The sequence below is a fragment of the Pseudoalteromonas sp. Ld19 genome, assembly GCF_045064135.1.
In the GTDB taxonomy this organism is placed as follows: Bacteria; Pseudomonadota; Gammaproteobacteria; order Enterobacterales; family Alteromonadaceae; genus Pseudoalteromonas; species Pseudoalteromonas aliena.
This window is the reverse complement of record NZ_JBISHA010000011.1, coordinates 250,213-273,630: the sequence shown is the minus strand read 5'-3', so window position 1 is coordinate 273,630 and position 23,418 is coordinate 250,213. Positions and strand designations below refer to the sequence as shown.

General features: G+C 38.6%; 16 protein-coding genes. 2 read left to right on the top strand and 14 right to left on the bottom strand.

The genetic code is table 11. The annotated features are described in order from the left end of the window. Positions 1-58: 58 nt before the first annotated feature. The 12 genes from ACJJVZ_RS02610 to ACJJVZ_RS02555 all read right to left on the bottom strand — a co-directional run bounded on the left by ACJJVZ_RS02610 (position 59) and on the right by ACJJVZ_RS02555 (position 19,243). The gene (locus ACJJVZ_RS02610) at positions 59-976 is read right to left on the bottom strand and encodes a hypothetical protein (RefSeq protein ID WP_405597866.1); all 918 of its coding nucleotides are present in this window, start codon (positions 974-976) and stop codon (positions 59-61) included. A 20-nt stretch (positions 977-996) separates the two neighbouring features. After that, positions 997-2,946: a hypothetical protein gene (locus ACJJVZ_RS02605; protein WP_405621576.1), complete on the bottom strand. Its 1,950-nt coding sequence runs from the start codon at positions 2,944-2,946 to the stop codon at positions 997-999. A 756-nt stretch (positions 2,947-3,702) separates the two neighbouring features. Next, on the bottom strand, positions 3,703-4,704 hold the full coding sequence (gene rluF, locus ACJJVZ_RS02600) for a 23S rRNA pseudouridine(2604) synthase RluF (RefSeq protein ID WP_405597862.1): 1,002 nt from the start codon (positions 4,702-4,704) through the stop codon (positions 3,703-3,705). Between the two features lie 86 nt (positions 4,705-4,790). Next, positions 4,791-5,861: a DUF418 domain-containing protein gene (locus ACJJVZ_RS02595; RefSeq protein ID WP_405598173.1), complete on the bottom strand. Its 1,071-nt coding sequence runs from the start codon at positions 5,859-5,861 to the stop codon at positions 4,791-4,793. Between the two features lie 30 nt (positions 5,862-5,891). Then, positions 5,892-7,106, bottom strand: a complete 1,215-nt coding sequence (locus ACJJVZ_RS02590; protein ID WP_405597860.1) for an EAL and HDOD domain-containing protein — start codon at positions 7,104-7,106, stop codon at positions 5,892-5,894. A gap of 88 nt (positions 7,107-7,194) precedes the next feature. Next, on the bottom strand, positions 7,195-8,730 hold the full coding sequence (locus ACJJVZ_RS02585) for a glycogen synthase (protein ID WP_405598171.1): 1,536 nt from the start codon (positions 8,728-8,730) through the stop codon (positions 7,195-7,197). A gap of 79 nt (positions 8,731-8,809) precedes the next feature. Then, positions 8,810-10,111, bottom strand: a complete 1,302-nt coding sequence (gene glgC / locus ACJJVZ_RS02580; RefSeq protein WP_182701462.1) for a glucose-1-phosphate adenylyltransferase — start codon at positions 10,109-10,111, stop codon at positions 8,810-8,812. Positions 10,112-10,125: 14 nt separating this feature from the next. Next, entirely contained in the window at positions 10,126-12,663 is a 2,538-nt protein-coding gene (locus tag ACJJVZ_RS02575) for a glycogen/starch/alpha-glucan phosphorylase (protein WP_405597857.1), read from the bottom strand. Beyond that, positions 12,656-14,719 carry a glycogen debranching protein GlgX gene (glgX, locus tag ACJJVZ_RS02570; RefSeq protein ID WP_405597855.1) on the bottom strand — a complete coding sequence of 688 codons (2,064 nt, stop codon included), beginning with the start codon at positions 14,717-14,719 and terminating at the stop codon, positions 12,656-12,658. The genes ACJJVZ_RS02575 and glgX overlap by 8 nt, the downstream gene beginning before the upstream one ends. Continuing rightward, a complete protein-coding gene (gene glgB / locus ACJJVZ_RS02565) occupies positions 14,712-16,940 on the bottom strand; it encodes a 1,4-alpha-glucan branching protein GlgB (protein WP_405597853.1) in 2,229 nt (742 codons plus the stop codon). Before glgB ends, glgX begins: the two co-directional genes overlap by 8 nt. Next, positions 16,940-18,931, bottom strand: a complete 1,992-nt coding sequence (gene malQ, locus ACJJVZ_RS02560; RefSeq protein ID WP_405597850.1) for a 4-alpha-glucanotransferase — start codon at positions 18,929-18,931, stop codon at positions 16,940-16,942. Before malQ ends, glgB begins: the two co-directional genes overlap by 1 nt. 9 nt (positions 18,932-18,940) lie before the next feature. After that, positions 18,941-19,243 carry an isoamylase early set domain-containing protein gene (locus ACJJVZ_RS02555; RefSeq protein WP_077535206.1) on the bottom strand — a complete coding sequence of 101 codons (303 nt, stop codon included), beginning with the start codon at positions 19,241-19,243 and terminating at the stop codon, positions 18,941-18,943. 549 nt (positions 19,244-19,792) lie between these two features. Between ACJJVZ_RS02555 and ACJJVZ_RS02550 the strand changes: the two genes are divergently transcribed. Beyond that, the gene (locus ACJJVZ_RS02550; RefSeq protein WP_405597847.1) at positions 19,793-20,710 is read left to right on the top strand and encodes a hypothetical protein; all 918 of its coding nucleotides are present in this window, start codon (positions 19,793-19,795) and stop codon (positions 20,708-20,710) included. Between the two features lie 33 nt (positions 20,711-20,743). Here ACJJVZ_RS02550 and ACJJVZ_RS02545 read toward each other — a convergent pair whose 3' ends face one another. Both ACJJVZ_RS02545 and ACJJVZ_RS02540 read right to left on the bottom strand, forming a co-directional pair. Continuing rightward, positions 20,744-21,115, bottom strand: coding sequence for a hypothetical protein (locus ACJJVZ_RS02545; protein WP_405597845.1), 372 nt, complete (start codon positions 21,113-21,115; stop codon positions 20,744-20,746). A gap of 437 nt (positions 21,116-21,552) precedes the next feature. Further along, positions 21,553-21,981: an Lrp/AsnC family transcriptional regulator gene (locus ACJJVZ_RS02540; protein ID WP_077538768.1), complete on the bottom strand. Its 429-nt coding sequence runs from the start codon at positions 21,979-21,981 to the stop codon at positions 21,553-21,555. A 194-nt stretch (positions 21,982-22,175) separates the two neighbouring features. Between ACJJVZ_RS02540 and ACJJVZ_RS02535 the strand changes: the two genes are divergently transcribed. Next, positions 22,176-23,381, top strand: coding sequence for an aspartate aminotransferase family protein (locus ACJJVZ_RS02535; RefSeq protein WP_405597843.1), 1,206 nt, complete (start codon positions 22,176-22,178; stop codon positions 23,379-23,381). The last annotated feature ends 37 nt before the right edge of the window (positions 23,382-23,418 follow it).

Sequence of the window (23,418 nt, the reverse complement as noted above, 5' to 3'; positions counted from 1 at the left end):
AAAGTTCCTTTACTGGGGTTATAGATCCTTCCAGCCAGATGGCTGCATTAAATATTTTCTAAAGCTGGCTGCTCAATTTATTTAGTCCATTTGATAGAATAAATTGATCTCGACCTAAAGGTTTACCATTGAGCCAGCTAACTTGCTCATTTAAAAAATTGTATAATTGAGATATTCGACCTTCGTTAAACACTAAACTATTAGAAATAAAGTTTCTAAGGTTTGAAATTTCAGCACTACATAACGTTGAGCTACTGCCTGCACTGCAGGTATTGGTTAAGTGTGATTTTGATTCAATAAGATCAGCAATAGTTACCTGAACTGTATCAAGTAAAAACTCATCTTCTATATCAAATTGTAAAAACTCTAATGTGGATAATGTGTTATCAATTGTGCTTATTAAGTTGATATGATTAGTAGAAGGTGTTGCTATATTAATTAGCAACTTTAATTGATTATTATAAGAAACCAAATGGGTTGTTAATTGGTTAAAGTACCGTGGCTCTGGGTAAGTAAGTAATTGTTGAACTGTTAATTTACAGCCAGGTTTTATAGCTTGAAACCCTGTGACCCCCTCTAAACTTGCAAAATTTAAAATACTATTTGTAAATCCATGCGTTAGCTCTACATTACTATTTTCATACGAACGTGAGCCCGATACTCTATTGGAAGAGCTTGCATCAACGCCCGCAGTTAGATTATAACGAACCGACAAAGGTCGAATAGATTCGCAGGTAAAGCTATAGTCTAAAACCGTTTTAAATAAACCACTTCGAACAATCGAACTATTGCTGTAGTTAGTATTTTGATCCGAATCAAGACTGACCTCAGAAAATTGACACGGAGGTAAAAATCGCTCACCCGTCCCCGTCATTCTTGAAGTACACTGAGTACTCGCATCAAAAACGTCGACAGGAAAATCGCTGGCATACGCCGAAGTAGTTAATGAGGCGATTGCAAGTAAGATTATTTTCATTCTTATATCCTTTAAGTTGATTAGATTTGTTCAAACTTCGACGTTAAAACTTGTCTGCTAATGCTTCCCTGCTCATCTGTGACTTTGATCACCATATTTATTTCTTGATTGTTTAGCGAACAGGCATTGTATGCAGATTGCTTCAGAGTAATTTGTAAATCGTTAAGTGGTGAATTAGCAGCAATACCGTTTGGCAACATCGAGTTTATTGATGTACCTATACTTTCAATCGCAGGAAATAATTCAGATAAACCTGCCGACATTGTCGGCGTCCAAAACATACCGTTGTATTCAAAGTATTCTATTTCTATTAGTTGCTTATTTTCATTTAACTCATGTAAGTCAAATAATGACCAGCTCATAGTGAGTAAGCGATCATCCGTAAACTGTTCAATATTTGCGATCACAACACTTCTGGCTGCTAACTCATTTAGACGTGTTATTAGAGAAGTAAGTTGATCCATCAATGCTTGCGTATAACCGCCTTGAGTGATTAAGCTAATCATCTCTCGACCTTGCAGTGCTAAATCAAAGCTCTCTTGTTGAATAGAGCTCAGTTCGGGGTTGATTTCTCTAAATTCTTTACAAAGTAATATTGGTTTTTTATCCAATGCAGCAATACTCGACAACCCCATATTTTCAGTTGTATCGCTTTGCTGCGCTAACCTTGCAAGAATTTCTTTACCTGTCTGATTTTTTGAAAGATAAGCAATATTAATAGCGGTTGCTAAGCGTTCTAAGTTCACGTGAGAGCGAAGTGCTTTATAATCCGCTAATTTGTTATTAATAAATCCCGCAAAATCTGGAGATTTTAAAAGGCTAGGTTCAACGACTTGATAATCGCCGTCATACACATTAGTGAATGCTGCGGCTTCATTACTGAGCGCAACTAATACGCGTTCAAAGTTTAAGAGCTGCAGGTCGAAATCGGGGTAAAACAAAGCATTTGAAGGGGCTGCTATTTTATTAAAACAAATGTCGTTACCACATTTCGCTAATTGAACGTTAATATCGTCAGGTAAGTTCGATGATTTATTTATAAGCTTATCTTGCAGCTCAATTGGAAGTGATTTTAAGGTACTTACATAGGTCTCAAGACGTCGGTTGAGTAAATTTACTCTACCTGATGCTATTTTTTCGGGTTCATAATTTTTCAACAACTGCCAAAAACGAACTTGTCTAGCTTGCACACTATTTAACTCAGTCTTTAGTTCTGACTTTTGAGTACTAGAAAAGTAGGGAAAAGTATCTATCTGTCTAAACATCTCTGAAAGTGAGTTATTTAGTGTGTTTTCTAATGACACACCCAATGTAAAGCGTCGATACACAGCAGCATAACGTAAAGGTGTTGTTAGCCTTTCAAGTGATGAAAGTAATCCTAAACGAAAATTTTCTCTTCTAAATTGATCGCTTGCGGGGCTAAAGCCAAAATAGCTTGGTGGGTTAATAAATTCAGCGTAAAGCTCTATATATAATTGCTGCTGGAAAATATTTAAATCGGATAAAAGCGCTTCATAAGTTAATAAATCAGAAACATGAAACCAAGAATAATTTTCACGTTGTTGAAAACCGTTCGCTGTATTACGCAAATCCGTAAGTGTGTCGCAGGGAATGGAGAGGGGCTTAAAGCAAAGCGGTTGAAATTCAGGATCAGCCGCCTCACAAGTATCAACACAGGTATTTTGGTTATACTCTGAATAACATACTTGAGGTGTATAATTAACTACTTGAAAATTAGCATCGCACGTATTATCTATAGCCAGCGCACTGCCTATATTACATAGACCAAGAATACAAAGCGTGATATTTAAGCTTAAAGTTCTCTGAACACAATTAATCATTATTAAAGTCCTTTTAATATAGCTACCGTCTATCCATAGTAAGTACCCAACCAAGCCACAACCGCTTAACTTTTTGTTTACTTTAGTCCCTAAAAAATATAAATCAAGTAAAAGTTGATCTTTTTTCATACTGATGAAGATTTAATACAAAAGTCCATTCCATCCGAATAATTATATATACGTATTATTTAAAGTATTTAAAATACAAAAGTTTGAATTCACTAATACGTTTTTTATAAAGTGGCCATAAAGATTCTAATTAATCTATTTATACCCTTAAAATCATCCGCTATAGTATAAATACAATAATTTAACATTTTAAAAATAAAATAAGCTTAGCAAGCTAAATTTAAAAACAAGAAGATAAAAGGCTATAGAATCAATATATTTTATACAGCGAGGTTAGATATACACTTATACCAATCTGCTTATATATGGGGTCTATTTAATGTTAAGAAAATTACGCTAGAACTAGGCAAAAATTTTTGTATCTAGTTGTTCTAAATAAAAAATTTTTAACGACGTTAGAGTGCAATTTAATTCGTTAAATTGATCAAAGATTTATGCAGTTTGGTATTATATACTGACTTTATTGAGGACTTAAAACTAACGGTAACTGCGTTAAAAACTTTTGATTTATGATTGTATTGGTGCAGGCTATTGTCGACAACAATGCATAGATGTCAAACACGCGCAGCTCTTCGAGTCCTGTCTAGGGGCGATTTACTTTGTGTTATCAACATAGAGATGAGGAAGAAGTGAGAGCAAAGCTCAGAGGCTTTGCTCAATTAAATAGTCCCTAGATAAATAGCCCTTAGATTGAGAGGTTTTTAAACTAAAAGGTCAACAGGCTCTGATTTAAATTTGAAATAATGACACTTCAATCTATTTTTTTAGAGTCAGGATTTTTCTGGAACTCGATTTAGAGCCAGAGGATTGATTCTCTTTAATACTCTTTGGCTTACCAACATAGGTTGTAGAGCGCTTTTGGTATGGGGCTTTACTTCGCTCGTTTTTACGTTCACTACTGCCATTACTTCTTTGGGTGTTGCGACCATCACTTTGCTCGCCTTGACTAAAGCGTCGTGGGTTTTCGCCCTGAAAATCACGTTTTGTAGTGACTGCCGGCGTATTATTTTCTGATTGTTTATTGGTGTCGACCGAATGCTCTTGAGTTTTACCTGAGTCTGCGATTGAGTCGTTTATCTGCGCCATTTCGATATCTGATAAGTGACGCCACTGTCCTACTTTTAAATCCTTGAGTGTCACGTTCATTATACGGGTACGTTTTAAGGTAACAACTTCGTAACCTAGGTATTTACACATACGTCGTATTTGACGGTTTAAACCTTGTGTAAGGACTATTTTGAATTCTTTAGGACCGCTTTGTGTCACTTTACATTTTTTAGTAACAGTGTCGAGAATAGGCACGCCATTTGCCATTTTGGTAACAAATTGACGATTAAGTGGTTTATCTACTGTAACGATATATTCTTTTTCGTGATTATTACCCGCACGCAAAATTTTATTAACAATGTCGCCTTCATTAGTTAAAAATATAAGGCCTTCAGAAGGTCTATCTAAACGCCCAATGGGAAATATACGCGTTGGATAATTAACTGCTCTTATAATATTACTCTGAATTTTACTTTCGGTTGTACACGTTATACCAACCGGTTTATTGTAAGCAATATAAACACGCTTTGGTGTTTCTTTAAGGGCCTTTCCATCCACTAATACGACATCGGTGGCAGCTACTTTTACGCCCATTTCAGGGGAGCTTCCATTAACGCTGACACGACCTTGCTCAATATATTTATCGGCTTCGCGGCGAGAGCAAAACCCTGTTTCACTAATAAATTTATTTAAACGTTTTAATTCAGTCATGACACTTATGGCGTAGTAATTTTTAAGGCGAGTAGTGTAAACCACCCGCACTATTTTTTCTCCCCTAATTTAATATTTATAACTGTTTAAGCATTAATTTTTGCTTGCGTTAATTTGCGCCACAGATATTCAAGCGGCCCTTGATTAAAATAACGACTATATATAATTGTAAATATCAGTTGCAATACAACCAATGCAGTCGCTACTAACCAATAATCAATTCGATTAAAACTAAGTACCCAATGCGTAAATAGCACTTTATATAGCAACAGTTGTATAAGCGTTTGGCTAATATACAAGGTAAATGCTAACCGCCCCGCTTGCTGAATAAGCGTGCCTATTTGTGGGCTGTTATTACAAAACTTAACAATTAAATGAATATAAAACGTAGCCATACCAAGCGCAGCAAACATATTTAGTAACTCTTGTATTGCATACATAAAGCCACTGTTGTATTGCGAGGTATAGAGCCTTAACGCACTAAAAGCGGTGGTTGCAATAATGACGGTTATTAGCTGTTGTGTGTTTAAGCCTTCACTAAATACACCTTGTTTATATAAATAAATACCAATGAGCATAATACCTGCGCACATCCACAGAGTCATTATTGGTACAATAAATACCATTAATGCATTCATACCTAAGTTGCTAATAAAGTAATCAATATAGTGCGGGCTGTACAAAGAGGTAAAATCTTGAGAATCGCGAAAAATAATATCGGTTGGTGAGCTATACATCACAAGCCCTGTAGTAACACCGCACAACAAAATAAACGCGACACCATGCTTTAGAAGTAATTCATTGTCACTTTCTAGGTATTTAATAACAAGCCAGCCTGACAAACCATAAACAAATAAAATATCACCAGCCCAGAGTAAAAAACCATGCGCTAAACCAAATAGTATTAACCAGTAAAGCCTGCTTTTTAACCGCACCGTTGATTTATGTTGCTGCCATTGAATGTAAAGTCCAACCCCAAATAGCAAGCTGAAAAGCGTTCTAAATCGACCGTCCACAAATAAAGTGCTAATGATGTGGATAATTGCATCGCTTATTGGTGGGTTATTCAAGCCAATGTAGCCTAGCTCAAAAAGCCCGAACGCATAGCCATTCATGTAAGCTAAACCAAGTACGGCAATACCCCGTATAAAATCCATATTATAGTTGCGCATTAAAGCTAGTGTCCGTTAAATATTATTTTTATAATTATCAGCCCAGTCGACAGACTGTTGATAAATTTTAGGTAATATCGCACTGTCAATATTTAGCAGAATAACAGCTTGCTCAAGTGCCCACCAGCTACCCGTTTCATATGCTTTAACAACATTTAAGATATAGTACAGTGTATTTTTTTCATTGAGTAATGCGGCTTTTATTTCTTCAGGGAATGGTAATTTTTCGACGAGTAGCCCCATAGGTTGATCTAAAATTGCATCGAGCAATGAAAACAAACCGGTTAAAAAAGCTTCACCTACTTGGTGCTTTGCTACTCTTTTAGCAATTAACTCGCTAAAACGCGCACGCACTACGCACACTTGCATCAATTCGGTTGGTTTTTTATCTGCGGTATAAGCGGTCACAATTAAGCTGACAAACTTCTTTAAACGATCGTGCCCTAAATAAACAAGTGCTTGTTTTAAAGATGAAATTTCACCTTGAATCGGAAATACGCCGCTATTAATTAAACGCAGTAATTTATAAGCCAATGCTGCATCGAGTTCAAACAGACCAGAAATAATTTTTATATCTGGGCTTGGTTTCATAATTTCAGCGTAAATGGCGACAATTAAACCGTAGTTATAATTAATATCTTTTTGCTTTATCATGGTCGGTTTTGCAAAAAAGTACCCCTGAAAATAATCAAACCCCATGTCAAATGCTAGTTGGTAATCATCTTGCGTTTCTATTTTTTCAGCTAATATTTTTATTTGCTTATGTTTTTGGAGTTTTTCTACTACAGGGAGTATGTCATCAAGAGGAGTGATTGCGATATCAAATTTTATGAGTTTAACCAGCTTTAGAAAACGGTCCCACTGGGGGGTGTATACAAAATCATCGAGGGCTAACTTATAATTACTATGGAATAAGCCTTTGCATAATTCATAGTTGTCATCGGTAGGCTCTATTGTTTCAAGTAATTCGATAACAACATCTTGGCAAGGTAAAAAAGCACATAAATCAAGTTTTAATGATTCAGGCCCTATATTAATAAGCGCTTTTTTGCCTGATGTAATATGGCGAGTACCGAGGTTAAGCTGGTTCTCCATAATAAGTCTGGCTGTAGCCTGCCCATCGGCTATATCTGGAAAATAATTTTTAGGGCTATCACGAAAAAGTAGCTCGTAAGCTACCACTTTTTGACTTCGATTGAAGATTGCTTGCCTCGCAACAAATACAGACACATTACCTACTTCTTAGTTTTTATATCAGACTAAGCAATTAAACATTAAACGGGTACAGTTGTCACGAAACTTTATTGTCTTTAACAATTTATCGATATAACTGCGCTATGTAATTAGCCGCTACTTCAATCCATGAGAAACGCGCTTGTTGTGCACTTTCTTTTATTTTATGCCACTTTTTAGGATCGTGCTTTTTAAGTGATAGAGTTTCATCCAAGCAGTTAAGCAGATTACTTGCTTGCAACGCTAAAGAAGTGCCATTAAAACTAAAACCATTCTCATCATGTTTAACGGTATCTTTTAATCCACCAACACTGTGCACTAAACACGGTTGTCCGGCGCGCATAGCCAGCATCTGGCTAATACCGCAAGGTTCAAACGAACTAGGCATTAAAAACAAATCCCCTAGTTGATACATTAAATCCCCAATACCTTGCCCATAGCCTTTTAAAAATAACAGATTTGAATTACGCGCCATCGCTTTACTAAAAATACTTTCAAGCTCTTTATCTCCTGAGCCTAAAATAATGAGTCGACCATTATACTTATTAATTATTTGACATACGCTATCAATAGCTAAACGGCCATCTACCTGCTGACACAGTAATAATACTTTTTGCTCTGTAAGACGCCCTACGCTTGTTACTAAGGGGCCATTAGCAGCTGTGGCTTTAAATTGCTGTAGTCGTTGGTGTGCAATATAGTAGCTACTTTGTAGTTGTTCATTGTTACTCATCCAGCCAAATAATGTATTTTCAATTTTTTTATATAAAGTGTCCAAGTCAGCGTTTTTAGTATTCAACTCTGGATATTCACAGCCATTTAGAATACCAATTAATTTACCTTGCTTAGCACTATTTTGCAGATCGTGCTCAAGCCCCTCACCACCGAAAAAACCTCTGTCATTGTTACTCGGACTAAGCACTTCTTGGCTATAGGTTGGCGACACTAAATGCACCTTATCGGCTAAATTTATAGCACTTCGCATTGGATTAAAACAATGTGGATAACGCGGATCGCATAAATGCTGACCATTATAGTTCAGTGAGGGAAACCATGTCTCCAAGCTTGATTCATCATGTTTAAATGGTCTGATACCTTGCAGTGCAATATTGTGAACGGTGTAAGCAATGTGTATATTTTTTAGTGAACTATAACGAGGTTCAAACTTAATCAAAACAGCAACACAGGCACTGTGCCAATCATGTAAATGCAATGCATTAGGGCGTGTAAGTAAGCCTTGTGATAACGCTTCACACACGGCTGCATTAAATAATGCAAATTTAGTTGCATCGGTTGCAAACGGTCTACCTGGCGCATCGTTACAATACACACTACCAGATCCGCTATACAGCGGATGGCTAACAACAATTTGACTCACATTGTTATTCGTTTGCTGTATTTTAAACAGTGTTAACACGTGAGGCTGAGCATTAAATACAACGGTTACTTCACCAATATAAATACGTGTAAGCGGCTCAAAGCCGTAATCTGGAATAACAACTTCAACGGTTACCCCTTGATCTGCAAGTGCCTTTGGCGCATCGCGCACCACATCAGCCACTCCACCTACTTTAGCGCCTGGTAACGCGTCATTTTCTGCTGCAACCATAAGTACATGCATTAATTTACTACTTCCTTTAACCTGTGTGGACTTGCTCATAAATGACCAAGCTTTGTTGTCGTACTTATCTAACTTGTTATTACGCTAATTTTTTATTTTCATTTGCTTGACGTGCTAGTTTTTTTGCAAGTTCAGTGAGCATATCACGTGTTACCAGTACGATACCTTTTTTGGATACTCGAAAGCCGTTATCTTCATCTGTTTTACGATCGAATCCAATTTCAAGCCCTGCGGGTATTTCACAGCTTCTATCTATTATTGCTCGTTTAATTTTGCAGCTTCGATTTATAATAGCGCCAGGTAAAATCACTGACTCCTCGATTTCACAAAATGAACGTACATGCACGTTAGAAAATAATAATGATTTTCTAACTACAGAGCCGGAGATAATACACCCACCCGATACAGTAGAATCAAGCGCCATACCACGGCGGTCATCGTCATCAAATATAAATTTTGCAGGAGGAACTTGTTCTTGGTACGTCCAAATTGGCCATGTTGGATCGTACAAGTCAAGTTGAGGTTCAGGCATCACTAGTTCCATATTAGCTTCCCAAAATGAATCTAGCGTACCTACATCGCGCCAGTAAGGTTGAGCACCTTGCAGGGGATCCATAAATGGAAAGGCGAATACGTTATGCTCTTCTATTATCGCAGGTATTATATCGTGACCAAAATCGCGACCAGACCCTTCATTTTCGGCATCTTTTTTAAGTTGCTCAAATAAAAACTCTGTATTAAATACGTAGTTGCCCATTGATGCTAAACAGGTTCCTGGCTTTCCGGGCACAGAGCTTGGTATTGCTGGCTTTTCATCAAAACGACAAACACGGTTATCTTCATTTACCGTCATGACACCAAACGTATCAGCAGCTTCTTCTACTGGCACTTCAATACAACAAACGGTCATGTCAGCGCCATTTTCTACGTGCTTAGCTAAAAGGGCACCGTAATCCATACGATATACATGATCCCCAGATAAAATCATTACATACTTAGGTAATTCGTGACGAATAATATCTATGTTTTGAAAAACTGCGTCAGCTGTCCCACAATACCAGTCGTCGCCCTTACGCTGTGATGCTGGTAGAATCTCAACCGATTCACCCAATTCTTTTTTAAAGTGCCCCCAAGCACGATTCACATGCCGAATAAGCGAATGAGATTTATATTGCGTAGCAATACCAACGCGCCGAACCCCTGAGTTGATGCAGTTAGATAATGGAAAGTCGATTATCCGATGCTTACCACCAAAATAAACGGCAGGCTTTGCACGCCAATCGGTCAACTCGTGTAACCGTGAACCGCGACCTCCTGCTAGTATTAGTGCGTAAGTTTCTCTGGTAAGGCTACTTATATAACGATTTGCATAACTGGGCATAATACTCTCTCCATTTAGTCTTTGCTGTTAGTGATATGACTTTTAGTTGTCGTTAAGTCTGTTGCACTAATATTAAGGGGTTCTAGATGCCAAATGTCGTCACTGTATTGGCTTATCGTTCTATCACTTGAAAACATGCCACTGGCTGCTGTATTCAAAATACTCATTCGTGTCCAAGAGGTTTGATCTGCGTAAGCTTTATCTACTTCTTTTTGAGCACTAATGTAACTTTCAAAATCGTGTGCAACTAGCCAAGGATCGTTCGAACTCTTAATTGCGTTAATTAAATCGTCAAATAAACACGGCTCAAACAAATTAAAATGCCCGCTTTCTAAAAGCTGCATTACATTTGCTAAATCAGTATTTTCTGCAATTATATGCGCTGGATTGTAACGCGATTTTATCTCATCAATTTGATGGGCTTGTGCCCCAAACAAGAAGAAATTGTCGGCGCCTACCGCATCTCTAATTTCTATATTTGCGCCATCTAGCGTCCCTATTGTTAATGCACCATTCATCATAAACTTCATATTGCCGGTGCCCGATGCTTCTTTACCTGCGGTAGACACTTGCTCTGATAAATCGGTTGCTGGGCAAATAACTTCCATCGCCGTTACGTTATAATTTGGCAAAAAAGCAACCCGTAAATACGGTGCGGCAAGGGGATCTTTATTAATCACCTCGGCAACATTATTAATCAACTTGATAATTTTTTTAGCCATGTAATAACCAGGCGCCGCTTTACCACCAAGTAATACACAGCGTGGTACAAGTCCTTGCGTATCACCTCGGCGAATGCGGTCATACAAATGAATCACATGCAGTATGTTAAGTAGCTGACGTTTGTATTCGTGGATACGCTTTACTTGCACGTCAAACATCATCGACACATCAAACTCAACATCGCAGCGTGTTTTGACTAAATCAACGAGACGTTGTTTATTTTCGCGTTTAGCTGATTGCCAGTGTCCATGAAATACTTGGTCATCAAAAAAGCGGCGTAGCTGGCTAATTTGAGCAAAGTCGCCGACCCAATCGTTACCAATTTTTTCACTAATTAGGCTGCTTAAAATCGGGTTACAGTGTGCAAGCCAGCGACGTGGCGTTACGCCATTTGTTTTATTGTTAAATTTATCTGGCCATAGCGCATAAAACTCTTTAAACAAACCGGCTTTTAATAGCTCAGTATGCAATGCCGCGACCCCATTTACAGAATAGCTGCCAACTATTGCTAAATAAGCCATGCGTATTTGCGGTTCATCACCTTCTTCAATCAGCGACAGCGCACGTTGTTTGCTCACATCACCTGGCCAGTGCTGTGCCACCAGCGCTAAAAAGCGTGCGTTTATTTCGTAAACGATTTCTAAGATACGTGGCAATAGCCTCGCAAATAATGATACTGACCACTTTTCCAGTGCTTCAGGTAGCAATGTATGATTTGTATAGGCCATTGTTTTAGTTGTAATGCGCCAAGCATCATCCCAATCAAGCTCGTAATCATCAATAAAAATACGCATAAGCTCTGCAACGGCAATGCTTGGGTGTGTATCGTTTAATTGAAAAACATGAAAGTCAGAAAAATCACTAAAGCTCTCACCCTGTTGTGAAACCCACTGATCAACAATATCCTGAATACTCGCTGATGATAAAAAGTATTGCTGACGTAATCTAAGCTCTTTCCCATTTTCACTGCTGTCATTTGGATAAAGCACCATGGTGATTTGTTCAGCAAGGTTCTTTTGTGCAACCGCTTCTGAGTAACTACCGGCGTTAAACTCAGTTAAATTAAATTCGTCCGTCGCTTCTGATTTCCATAAGCGCAGAGTATTAACAATATCATTTTTATAACCAGGAATTGGTACATCATAAGGCACCGCTAGTACATCGTGCGAACTTATCCACTGACGATGCGCGCGTCCGAATTTATCCGTATAACTTTGCACATAGCCACCAAATTTAACGCGCTTAGCATGCTCTGGTGCACTTAGTTCCCACGGATGCCCTTCGCGCAACCAATTATCGGGTTGTTCAATTTGGTTCCCATCGTCAATAGATTGATTAAACATGCCATATTCGTATCGCAGACCATAGCCGATTACAGGTAAAGCGAGACTTGCACAACTATCTAAAAAGCAAGCAGCTAAACGACCTAAACCGCCATTACCAAGCCCTGCATCATGCTCAGCATCTTCAAGCGTCTCAATGGTTGTACAATACTCTTGTAATGCACCTGCCACCTGTCCGTCTAAGTCAAGGTTTAGTATTGCATTACCCAGTGCGCGGCCCATTAAAAACTCAAGAGACAGATAAGCAGTTTTACGGCATTTTTTTTGCCTAATTTGCTGATTGGTTTCTCTACAGCGTGCAACGAGCCTATCGCGAATAGTCAATGCTAACGCATGGTATAAATATAGCTGTGATTCGCCAATTTTATCGCGCCCAAGGGTATAATAAAAATGCCGTGTTAAGTCATCCTTTAGTGTACTTTCATCAATCACGGGGCCGTCTTGCCAACCCTTTACTACACATACTTGTTCATCTTGTTTAGCCATGACCTATTTCCTCTAAATTTGCACTGAATACCCAGCTGCTTTGTGCCGAAATTTCAACCATCGCACCGCTATCACTACTAATAGATGCATTATTGACACTTGATAAAACCATTTGCCAAGGCGCTTTTATTGGAGAAGGCGGCAATTGACACGAAACTACTTTTTTACTGGCATTAAATATAATCAAGAGCGCATGTTTATTTTGCTTGTCGAGCAAACTGTACATCAAAAATTGCCGTGTACTTTCATGCCAATGCGCATCAGACATGGTTGCCCCCTCCTCGGTAAACCATCTAACGGTAAAACGCTCGTCTATGTCATTTAAAAATACACTGTGTTTAAATGCACTGTGGGCACGGCGAATCTTTAGTGCATCATCTACAAATCGGGTTAAGGTATGATTTAATTGCGAGTCTTTCCATGCAAGCCAACTCGTACGATTATTTTGGCAATAGGCATTATTGTTGCCACCTTGAGAGTGGGCCATTTCGCTGCCTGATGCGAGCATCGGCACGCCTTTAGATAGAATTAGTGTGAGCAAAAAATTCTTCTGTTGCTGTAAGCGAAGTGCTGTAACAAGTGGATCGTCAGTAAAGCCCTCCACACCACAATTAAAAGAATAGTTCGCACTGTGACCATCTCGGTTTTGCTCACCATTTGCTTCATTATGTTTTTCTTCGTAGCTCACTAAATCAGCAAGTGTGAAACCATCATGGCTGGTTATAAAGTTAATACTATTAAGAGGACCCCGTTCGCTGTGCTCAAAAATATCAAACGAGCCATGTAAACGTTTAGCAACGGTAGCAATAATACCTTCTTCGCTTCTCCAAAAGCGTTTTATTACATCGCGGTATTGATCGTTCCACTCTCGCCATGGTGAAGGAAAAGCGCCTAACTGATAGCCCCCAGGACCTATATCCCAAGGCTCACTAATAAGCTTTACTTTGTTTAAAATAGGATCTTGGGCAATTGCTTGTAAAAAAGTATGCGACGCACTAAATCCTGACTGGGAGCGTCCTAAAATCGTCGCCAAATCAAACCTAAAGCCATCAACGCCCATCGTCTCTACCCAGTAACGAAGGCTATCGAGGACAAGTTGTAATACGCGAGGATGATCAATGTTAATCGTATTACCACAACCCGTATCGTTTATATATACATCAGGTTGACCGTTTACAGTACGGTAATAAGTTAAGTTATCAAAGCCTCTGAGGGAGAGTATAGGGCCGTCATTACCAGCCTCAGCGGTGTGGTTGTATACGACATCAATAATAACTTCGATGTCAGCGGCATGAAGCTGCTGCACCATTTGCTTAAACTCATTGATATCATCGTTAACCAAATAGTCTTTGTGAGGCGTAAAAAAGTTAACAGTGTTGTATCCCCAATAGTTTTGCAGTCCTTTTCCTGTTAAAAACTGCTCACTAATAAATGAATGAACTGGCAAAAGTTCAACGGCTGTAATACCAAAACTTTGTAAATGTTCAATAAAACTTGGATGACTTAACCCTAAAAACTTCCCTCTCAGAGACTTAGGTATTTTAGGGTGACGATACGTTGCCCCTTTTACATGGCACTCGTAAATAACGGTGTTTGACCATCTATGGTTTGGCTTTTTATGAGCATAAAGCGAAGGCGCTATTACTTTTGATTTAAATATATCAATAGCATTATCAACGGTGCTTTTAGTGCCAATGGGCATTTGTCCGTAATGACGCTCACTCCAAGTAAATTCGCCAAACAAGTCTTTTGCGTAGGGGTCTATTAGTAGTTTGTTTTCATTAAATAATTGCCCTTGCTTAGGGCTATATTCCCCCTCGACTCTAAAGCCATACAAAGCGCCTTCATTTAAAGGCGATATATAAATACTCCAGATACCACCTTCATTAATATTCATCGCTATTTTTAGGATTTCTGAATGGCCACTTTTATCAAACAAACATAGATAAGCTTGCGCTGCTTTTGGCGCATAGAGTGCAAAGTTAACACCGCCATCAGCAATAATTGAGCCTAACGGTTCAACGTGGCCATGAGTGATTTTAAATTGATTACTCATCGTCAACCTTTTGCAAATAAATAGTCGTTAAACCGCCAATAGCAATAGAAATACTTTGCTCAAATCCATGACTTGCAACAGCAGATGCTTTAATAAGCTGCCCGTCATTTTGGGTTACTTCGATCCCCGAGCCAAAAAATTGCGTTTCATCCGTATTTAAAATGACTTGATAGTAACCTTTACAGGGGACGCCAATATCGTAATGTTGATATGACATTGGTGTAAAATTGGCTATCACTACGACAAAATCACGTGCGCGTTTAGCATAGCGCACAAAACTTAAAATGCTTTGCTCGTTATTATTGTTGTCTATCCAAGTGAAACCAGCTGCACTTGTATCAAGCTCGTATAAAGCAGGTTGGTTTTTATAAATGTAATTAAGCATTTTAATCGTTTGCTTTATGCCCATGTGACTTTGATGCTCTAATAAGTGCCAATCAATTGAATGATCGTGCCCCCACTCACTTCGCTGCGCTATTTCACACCCCATAAACAATAGTTTTTTACCAGGATGCGCCCACATAAACGCATAATACGCACGTAGATTTGCAAATTTTTGCCAATCATCGCCTGGCATTTTTTCAATCAACGAGCCTTTACCATGCACGACTTCGTCATGACTTAATGGCAAAATGAAATTTTCACTAAAGGCGTACACCATCGAAAATGTCATTTCGTGGTGATGGTGCTGTTTGTAAAGTGGATCGCGTTGCATGTATTGCAAACTATCGTTCATCCAGCCCATATTCCATTTATAGCCAAATCCGAGACCATCGTGCTGAACATCTTGTGTAACCCCTGGCCATGCAGTTGATTCTTCAGCCACCATCATAATGCCAGAATTATTTTTATAGCTGCGAAGATTGACTTGCTTTAAGCACTCAATTGCACCTAAGTTTTCGCGTCCACCAAAACAGTTAGGGATCCACTCCCCCTCTTTACGGCTGTAATCTAAGTACAGCATGGAAGCCACTGCATCTACGCGCAAACCATCAAGCCCAAATTGATGCAACCAATACATGGCATTGGAAATCAAAAAGCTTTTAACTTCAGGGCGATCATAGTTATAAATATAGGTGTTCCAATCGGGGTGAAAACCTTGGCGCATATCAGCATGCTCATACAAGTGGGTGCCATCAAATTGATGCAAGCCATGCGGATCACTTGGAAAGTGCCCCGGTACCCAGTCTATTAAAATGCCTAAACTAGCTTTGTGGCATTGCTCTACAAAATATTTAAAACTGTTGTAGTCGCCAAAGCGGCTGGTTGGTGCAAATAAACCCACCGGCTGATAACCCCACGAGCCATCAAAAGGGTATTCACTAATAGGCATTAGTTGCAAGTGAGTAAAGTTCATTTCCAGCGCATAGTTAACGAGTGTGTCAGCGAGCTCTGCGTAACTTAAATAACGATTGTTGTCACCGCGTTGCCATGACCCCAAATGTACTTCATAAATACTGATAGGCGCATCAATATGGTTACGCTTTTGTCTATTATTTATCGCTTGCTCATCAAGCGTTATAGGATCTGGCTTATATTGTAAGACGCTGGCAGTTCCTGGTGCTTGTTGCATTTTAAATGCAAACGGATCTGCTTTTTCTAGTACGTCTCCACTTTGCGTGGTAATTGCAAATTTATAACACATATCGGCTTCAAGCCCAGGTATAAACAATTCCCAAACACCACTGGCAGGATGAAAACGCATAAAGTGACGATTAGCTTGCCAAAAATTAAACTCACCAATAATAGAAACACTGGCTGCATTGGGTGCCCAAACACAAAAGCACACACCTTCTATGTTTTGTTGGGTGCAAAAATGCGCACCAAAGTGCGAGTATGCATGCTCTAAACTACCTTCATTAAATAAATACATTGCCTGTGCATCAAGCGCACTCTTAAAACTGTACTCATCGTAATACGTAACGACTGCATTTTCATATTCAGCTTCACATTTGTAAGGAGCCGTCGGCAAATCGTTGAGCTTTGCAATAAACAAGTCACTTTGCTTATATCGGTGCGCTTTTATTTTTTTACCCAAAAAATCAACCGTCACATTCAAAGCAGCCGGCAAATACAACCGTAACTCTATGTTTAAGTTATTTAATTTATGTACCCCAAGAAAACTAAATGGGTCTTTAAATCGTCCAATATTTAGGGCTTGCACTTGTGCATCGTAATTATTAAAAGATGATCCAATCTTATCTACTACAGAGCTGTTCATTAACCTTTCCTTATTGAATCAATAGCAGCTAAAAAAGATGCATTCTTATTAAAAATTTCTTCACACGTGTGGTTTAAAGCACGACGCCAATTTGGGTACTCAGTATCAGTACCTGGAATATTTACAGGGTATTGCTGCTCATCTAAATCGTCTATTTGCAAGGCAAATAATCGAGACTGAGATTTGGCTAAACATAATACAAGTGATTGATATACATCAGTTGCATTACTTTGTAAGTCAAGCTCTTGTGTTTGATTGGCGTTAATAAAGCGCAGTAGCTTTTGTCGCTCTTCAACTCGCTGTTTAGCAAGGCTGGTGCATAGCTGTTCATCAATTAAATTATATTGCTGCTTTATGTCTAAATCGTCGTGTTGCCACCAGCCCTTAAAGGGAGGTACATCATGATTGGCAATCATTAATAAGCAATGGGGCGATAAATCATTTATTGAAATAAACTCGCCATCGTACTGCTTTTCAAAATAGAACAAACTGTTAGAAAAAATACCGCTAGATGCCAAAGCGTGCCTTACCTCAGGAGGGACGACACCTAAGTCCTCACCAATAACAAGACTCTGATTAATATGCGATTCAATTTTTAAAATTGCGAGTAAGTGTTCGAATGGATAATAAACATAGCAGCCATCTTGTTTGCCGTTGGTTTCAAAGCACCACCATAAGCGCCTAATAGCCATTACGTGATCAATTCGCAGTCCACCAACATCTTGCATATTGGCGCGAATGAGTGAGCGATAAAACTGGTAGTAGTTATTGCCAAGTTTTTGAGGGGTAAGTGCAGGTAATCCCCAATTTTGGCCCGCTTCAGCCCATGGATCTGGCGGAGCCCCAACATGTGCACCTTGACTAAATAAACTTTGTTGGGCGTTAAATTCAACACCATCACCAGCACATCCCACTGCTAAATCGTTTATTAAGCCAATCGTCATTCCCTGCGCCACACAACTACTCTGGCAAAGTGCCAATTGCAAATGTGCTTGCCACTGCAGGTAATAATCAAACATTAAGTTATCTGATTGTAGCGTTTTTAATGTACTTGAATACGCATTACAAAAATCAGAAAATGCTTGGCGACGCTCGTGGCAAGCCGTTTTCTCAAAGTGATTATAAAGCGTTTTAAATAACCTATATTTGATGCAGCTTACATTTTCGTAATTTATAAATTTTTCATTACTTTGCATCAGCGCAATTAGGTCATCGCTTTGCATTAATGTATTGAGTTCTAGATTATTTTTAGCGTCATCGCATAGATCAATGGCAATATAAAGAGGGTTTAGCAAAGCACGGCTGTTTGGGCTATAAGGACTCGCCCGCTGTGGCATATCAGCGAATAATAGATGAAGAGGGTTAAGTAAAATATAATCCATGCTTTGCGCACCACATAAGTGTGTTAAGGCTAATAAATCGCTGAAATCTCCAATCCCTAATTGCGCTTTATTTTTTAAAGTATAGAGCTGAATGGACAGCCCGGTGCATTTTTTATTGGCTACTTGATAAACTTGCTCAGGCACAGACCAAATTTGCGTCTGTGTTAGTCGCTCTCCAACTTGCACCGTTGCATCATGATATCCCACAGGAATATTTGGTAATGAGAGAGCAAGTTCAATATAGCGAACGCCGTCTAGGTAGTATTCACCTACAATAAGTAAACCATGTAGCGTTTGAAATGTTAAATTAACACCCAGTGATTCTATTTTGACGTATGTAACAGCATGACTTTGACGCTCATCAATACGTATTTTTAACGTATTCTTGGGTGACTCAACTAAGCTAACACTGGGTACTAATTGTAACCACACAGCCACATCTAACTCATAGTTGAGGTGCGCAATTTGGTTGTTATCGTCGGGATTTACACCACTACATTGCAAAGCTCGCTTACGTGTCTCTTCGCTAAAAAAAACCTGTTCGCCGTTATATTTAGTAAACTCATAGCCAATGCCATGCAGGTAAAACAACTGCGAAAGAGCGTCCATTTCTCTACCTTAATTTATACGTTGCGTATTAACTATGCTATTTTCTGTACCAAATGTATTGCCAATGTAGCCATCAGCTTGATGATCGTTATCCCAAATGTTGCCATTTATTAAATAACGAAAGTGGAATTGTTGATCAATTGGAAGGCGTTGCTTGCATTTAAACACCCCCTGTTTTTTATTAAGCTTCATTGGCACAGGTTGCCAATCATTAAATTCACCGAGTAAACAGACTTGCTCTGCCTCAGGATGAGTAAATTCAAAAGTAACTTCAGCTTCATTTTTTGTTTTAAAAAAACGTTTATTCAACATAGCAGGCTCCAACTAAACCATAAAAGGGACTTAATTTTTGCCACAAGCCATACAACTAAACTAAAAGGCGATGTGGATTCCATTCAAAATCATTTAACGCGTATAATACCAATTTTATTAAAAACATGACCTTTCTATCGCATTAAATAACTCACTAACTGCGTTAAAAATTATTCATATAGAACAACTATAAGTCACAATTTTCGCCTTGTTATTGTGCTATTTTCTTCGCGCTATAATAGATCACTTATTTAATGCAATTGGTATAAGTTAAACAAAACTTTATTTAAGCATTATTACAGTGCAAATATTTCTGCTATTGCACGCATTTAGTGCAGTTGAAACGTCAACCGTACCACTTTGACAAAGTTCTATTTATTGTAGCAATTTCTAAACCAACAGCGAGCCAAGTCAGTTATTATTTAATAAAATGTCTTTTTACTTTAACCAACATACAAAGGGAGTGCTTTACAATATAAAACACTTTCGTTATGTCCCCCCATAAGCGATAATACATACATATTAACACTCTGAAATATCTAAAATTTCATGTTGAAAAAAAGTATTTTACTTACTATGGCCATCGCAATTTTAATAATAGCGACTTTTGTTGGCTCTTCAATCTATACCCTTTACAGTAAAAAAGAAATCTCAATTGATCCTAAATTAAAAGAAATATCAGGTATCGAATTTGATAAGCATAAACGGCTTTGGGCTATTAACGATGGAGGCAATGATCCTAAGCTTTATCGGCTTAATAAGGACGGCTCTATCGCTAAAGAAATATTGGTTGAAAACGCTAAAAACATTGACTGGGAAGACATGACTCAAAATAAGTTTGGGCACTTTTTCTTAGGCGATTTTGGTAATAATAAGAACGATCGAAGATGGCTTACTATTTATAAAATAGAAAACCCAATAGATATAAAAACTGACACTACACAGGCTGAAATAATTAAATTTACCTATCCAGAAATGGATGGCAGTCCCATAAAGCCAAATAATCGTAATTTTGATTTAGAAGCATTTGTCGCGCTAGGTCGTCATTTGTATCTATTTACTAAAAACCGTACAGAGCCATTCGACGGCATAACAAAGGTTTATAAGGTAGGCGACCACGCTGCGAACTTTAAAGCACAGTTAATTGGTTCATTTAAAACCTGTACCACAATGGAAAAATTATGTTGGATAACCTCTGCGGCACTAAGCCCCGATCGTAAAAAATTAGTATTACTTGATTCAACCAGCATTTGGTTATTTGAAAACTTTGAAGGTGATAAGTTTTTCTCTGGTGATGTATCAAAAATAGACTTGGGGATTGTTACTCAAAAAGAAGCCGTTACTTTTTTTGATGACAATACGATAGTATTTACAGATGAGGAGTTTAACGGAATTGGCGGAAACGCTTATTTTATTAAGCTTGATGAGGTAAAAAAAGTAATCGTAAAAAGACCAATCGATAAGTAAATTCATACCAATTTACTTAGATAGAGAGTCACGTTAACTACTGACACAGTTTATAAACTGTTCAGCTAATAGAGAAACTATTGCTTTGTCGGTGTATAATTGCTCTTTCTCTGCAACAGGGTATCTGGAGCACATGTCTTTAGTTCTATCAAAATTAAGCTTACACGCACTAACAGAGCCACCCAAAGCTTGCTGATAACCACCATCTTCACACAAAGTGATAGCAAAGTGTTTAGCACCAACAATAATTTCACGCATACTTACCGGTGACGTCTCTAATTTAAAGAATATATCACTATACTTTTCAACATCGGTACTGTTAGTAGAAGTACCACTGTTTGCTTTTGCCGTTAGGTAATACCCGATAGCTAAAGCCGATAATAAAACTAAAATAAATGATTTCACAATTGTCCTTAAATATGACAGCAAACAGCTGACTCCGTTATCGGTAATTCTAGGGCGTGTTGACCTTTGTGGATTGAAATTTGTTCAATCTAGGGACGATTTAATCGCGGCGCGAGGTTTGTAACCTAGTGGGCTCGGTAACTGCTCCTGCGTTACTCTAATGGCTTACATCCCTGTAAGAATAAGTAAAAACCGAGCAACAAAGAGTTAATCGTCTCTAGAAAGAACCCAAAGGGCAGCGCATGTTTGGCATTTATTCTGCGTTATCAACTATTTATGGGGAATAACCACACCGCACAGGCTCTGCCTTGCCTAAAAACCAAACAGTCAGCTGCAAAGTCAATCACGAAAGGCCAATACGCCCTCGTACAGACCCCATAGAAAATCTATCACGTAAATAAATAACCTGAACTGCGGACAACTATGATACAAATATATTAGCGTTTAAACTTAGTCTCTAAAATAACAGATGATGTTGTGCGCTCCACCCCATCAAGGTTACCAATATCATCAAGTAAATGGCTCAGTTGCTCTAAGTTTTGCGCTTGGACAACGGCAATTAAATCAAATTCGCCACTTATGGCATAAAGCTGCGATATCGCATCAATTTGTTTTAGTTCTAAATTAGTTTTAGTCGTGAGCTTTTGCTTTACCTTTATTGACACGTGCGCCGACACCATCTTACTTAGGTAGTCATCTCCATAATCGACGCTGTAACCTTTAATGACTCCATTTTCTTCTAACTTCAACATCCTACTTTGCACTGTAGAGCGAGATAAATTTAGCAGTCTAGCAAGATCCGAAATACTCGCTCTGGCATTTGTTTTTAGTATAGATAATAGCTTTTCGTCTTGTGGAGTTATCATAATGGTTATTAATTTCGTTATTTTGACTTTTATTTTAATCATTTTTCACAAAATAGCACTGCAAATTTAACTGACAACCTTCGATAATGACGTCTTATTAATACTAATACTATGTTTGCTGAAGAATAATGGCTATATTCTTCTTTGATTTAGCAACTACTATCTTATCTAAGCCCTCAATTTAGGTGTACAAAATGCAAGTAACTAGAGATTTATTCAACGATGTAATGGTACCAAACTATAATCCTTCAGCGGTTATCCCTGTTCGTGGTGAAGGTTCTCGCGTGTGGGATCAAAACAACAATGAATTTATTGATTTTGCCGGTGGTATTGCCGTTAACTGTTTAGGTCATTGCCACCCAGCACTAGTTAAAGCATTAAAAGAGCAAGGTGAAAAGATTTGGCACTTATCAAACGTAATGACTAATGAGCCTGCGCTTCGTTTAGCTAAAAAAATGGTCGATGCGACTTTTGCTGAAAAAGTGTATTTTGCAAATTCAGGCGCTGAAGCAAACGAAGCAGCGCTTAAACTAGCGCGTCGTTTTGCATTAGATGTACATGGCGCTGAAAAAACACAAATTATCGCCTTTAATAAAGGCTTCCACGGCCGTACGTTCTTTACAGTAACCGTGGGCGGGCAAGCCGCTTATTCAGATGGTTTTGGCCCAAAACCTGCTGACATAGTGCATTGTGATTTTAACGACATTGCTGCATTCGAAGCGCTGATCAGCGATAAAACGTGTGCCGTTATGATGGAACCATTACAAGGTGAAGGCGGTATAATCTCACCAACAGATGACTTTGCTAAAAAAGTACGAGAGCTTTGTACTAAACATAACGCATTACTCATTTTTGATGAAGTACAAACAGGTGTTGGCCGCACGGGCGATTTATACGCGTACGAAGGGTTAGAGGTTGTACCTGACATTTTAACAACGGCAAAAGCACTCGGCGGGGGTTTTCCTATTGGTGCAATGATCACCACAACTGAGATTGCAGCTCACTTAAAAATTGGTACACACGGCTCAACGTATGGTGGTAATCCACTTGCATGTGCTGTTGCAGAAGCCGCATTTGATACAGTAAATACGCCTGACGTACTTAATGGCGTTAAACAACGCGAGCAGTTATTCCGTGACGGTTTAAACGCTATTAACGAAAAATACAACGTATTTAGTGAAGTACGCGGTAAAGGCTTATTAATTGGCGCAGTATTAAACGAGCAGTTTGCCGGACGCGCACGCGACTTTTTAGTAGCAAGTGCTAACAATGGCTTAATGAACTTAGTGGCGGGTATGGATGTGATCCGCTTTACACCATCTTTAGTTATTCCGTTTGAAGATATTAAAGAAGGCTTAGCGCGCTTTGAAAAAGCCGTTAGCGATGTAGTAAACGGTTAATATAGTTTAAATTAGCACGCCTACTGGCGTGCTATTG

Bases quoted from the DNA above. Each gene is read 5' to 3' on its own strand.
- ACJJVZ_RS02535 (WP_405597843.1), top strand. From the start codon at position 22,176: ATGCAAGTAACTAGAGATTTATTCAACGATGTAATGGTACCAAACTAT.
- ACJJVZ_RS02605 (WP_405621576.1), bottom strand. From the start codon at position 2,946: ATGAAAAAAGATCAACTTTTACTTGATTTATATTTTTTAGGGACTAAA.
- malQ (WP_405597850.1), bottom strand. From the start codon at position 18,931: ATGGACGCTCTTTCGCAGTTGTTTTACCTGCATGGCATTGGCTATGAG.
- ACJJVZ_RS02550 (WP_405597847.1), top strand. From the start codon at position 19,793: ATGTTGAAAAAAAGTATTTTACTTACTATGGCCATCGCAATTTTAATA.
- ACJJVZ_RS02555 (WP_077535206.1), bottom strand. From the start codon at position 19,243: ATGTTGAATAAACGTTTTTTTAAAACAAAAAATGAAGCTGAAGTTACT.
- rluF (WP_405597862.1), bottom strand. From the start codon at position 4,704: ATGACTGAATTAAAACGTTTAAATAAATTTATTAGTGAAACAGGGTTT.
- glgC (WP_182701462.1), bottom strand. From the start codon at position 10,111: ATGCCCAGTTATGCAAATCGTTATATAAGTAGCCTTACCAGAGAAACT.
- ACJJVZ_RS02575 (WP_405597857.1), bottom strand. From the start codon at position 12,663: ATGGCTAAACAAGATGAACAAGTATGTGTAGTAAAGGGTTGGCAAGAC.
- glgX (WP_405597855.1), bottom strand. From the start codon at position 14,719: ATGAGTAATCAATTTAAAATCACTCATGGCCACGTTGAACCGTTAGGC.
- ACJJVZ_RS02595 (WP_405598173.1), bottom strand. From the start codon at position 5,861: ATGGATTTTATACGGGGTATTGCCGTACTTGGTTTAGCTTACATGAAT.
- ACJJVZ_RS02585 (WP_405598171.1), bottom strand. From the start codon at position 8,730: ATGCATGTACTTATGGTTGCAGCAGAAAATGACGCGTTACCAGGCGCT.
- ACJJVZ_RS02540 (WP_077538768.1), bottom strand. From the start codon at position 21,981: ATGATAACTCCACAAGACGAAAAGCTATTATCTATACTAAAAACAAAT.
- glgB (WP_405597853.1), bottom strand. From the start codon at position 16,940: ATGAACAGCTCTGTAGTAGATAAGATTGGATCATCTTTTAATAATTAC.
- ACJJVZ_RS02610 (WP_405597866.1), bottom strand. From the start codon at position 976: ATGAAAATAATCTTACTTGCAATCGCCTCATTAACTACTTCGGCGTAT.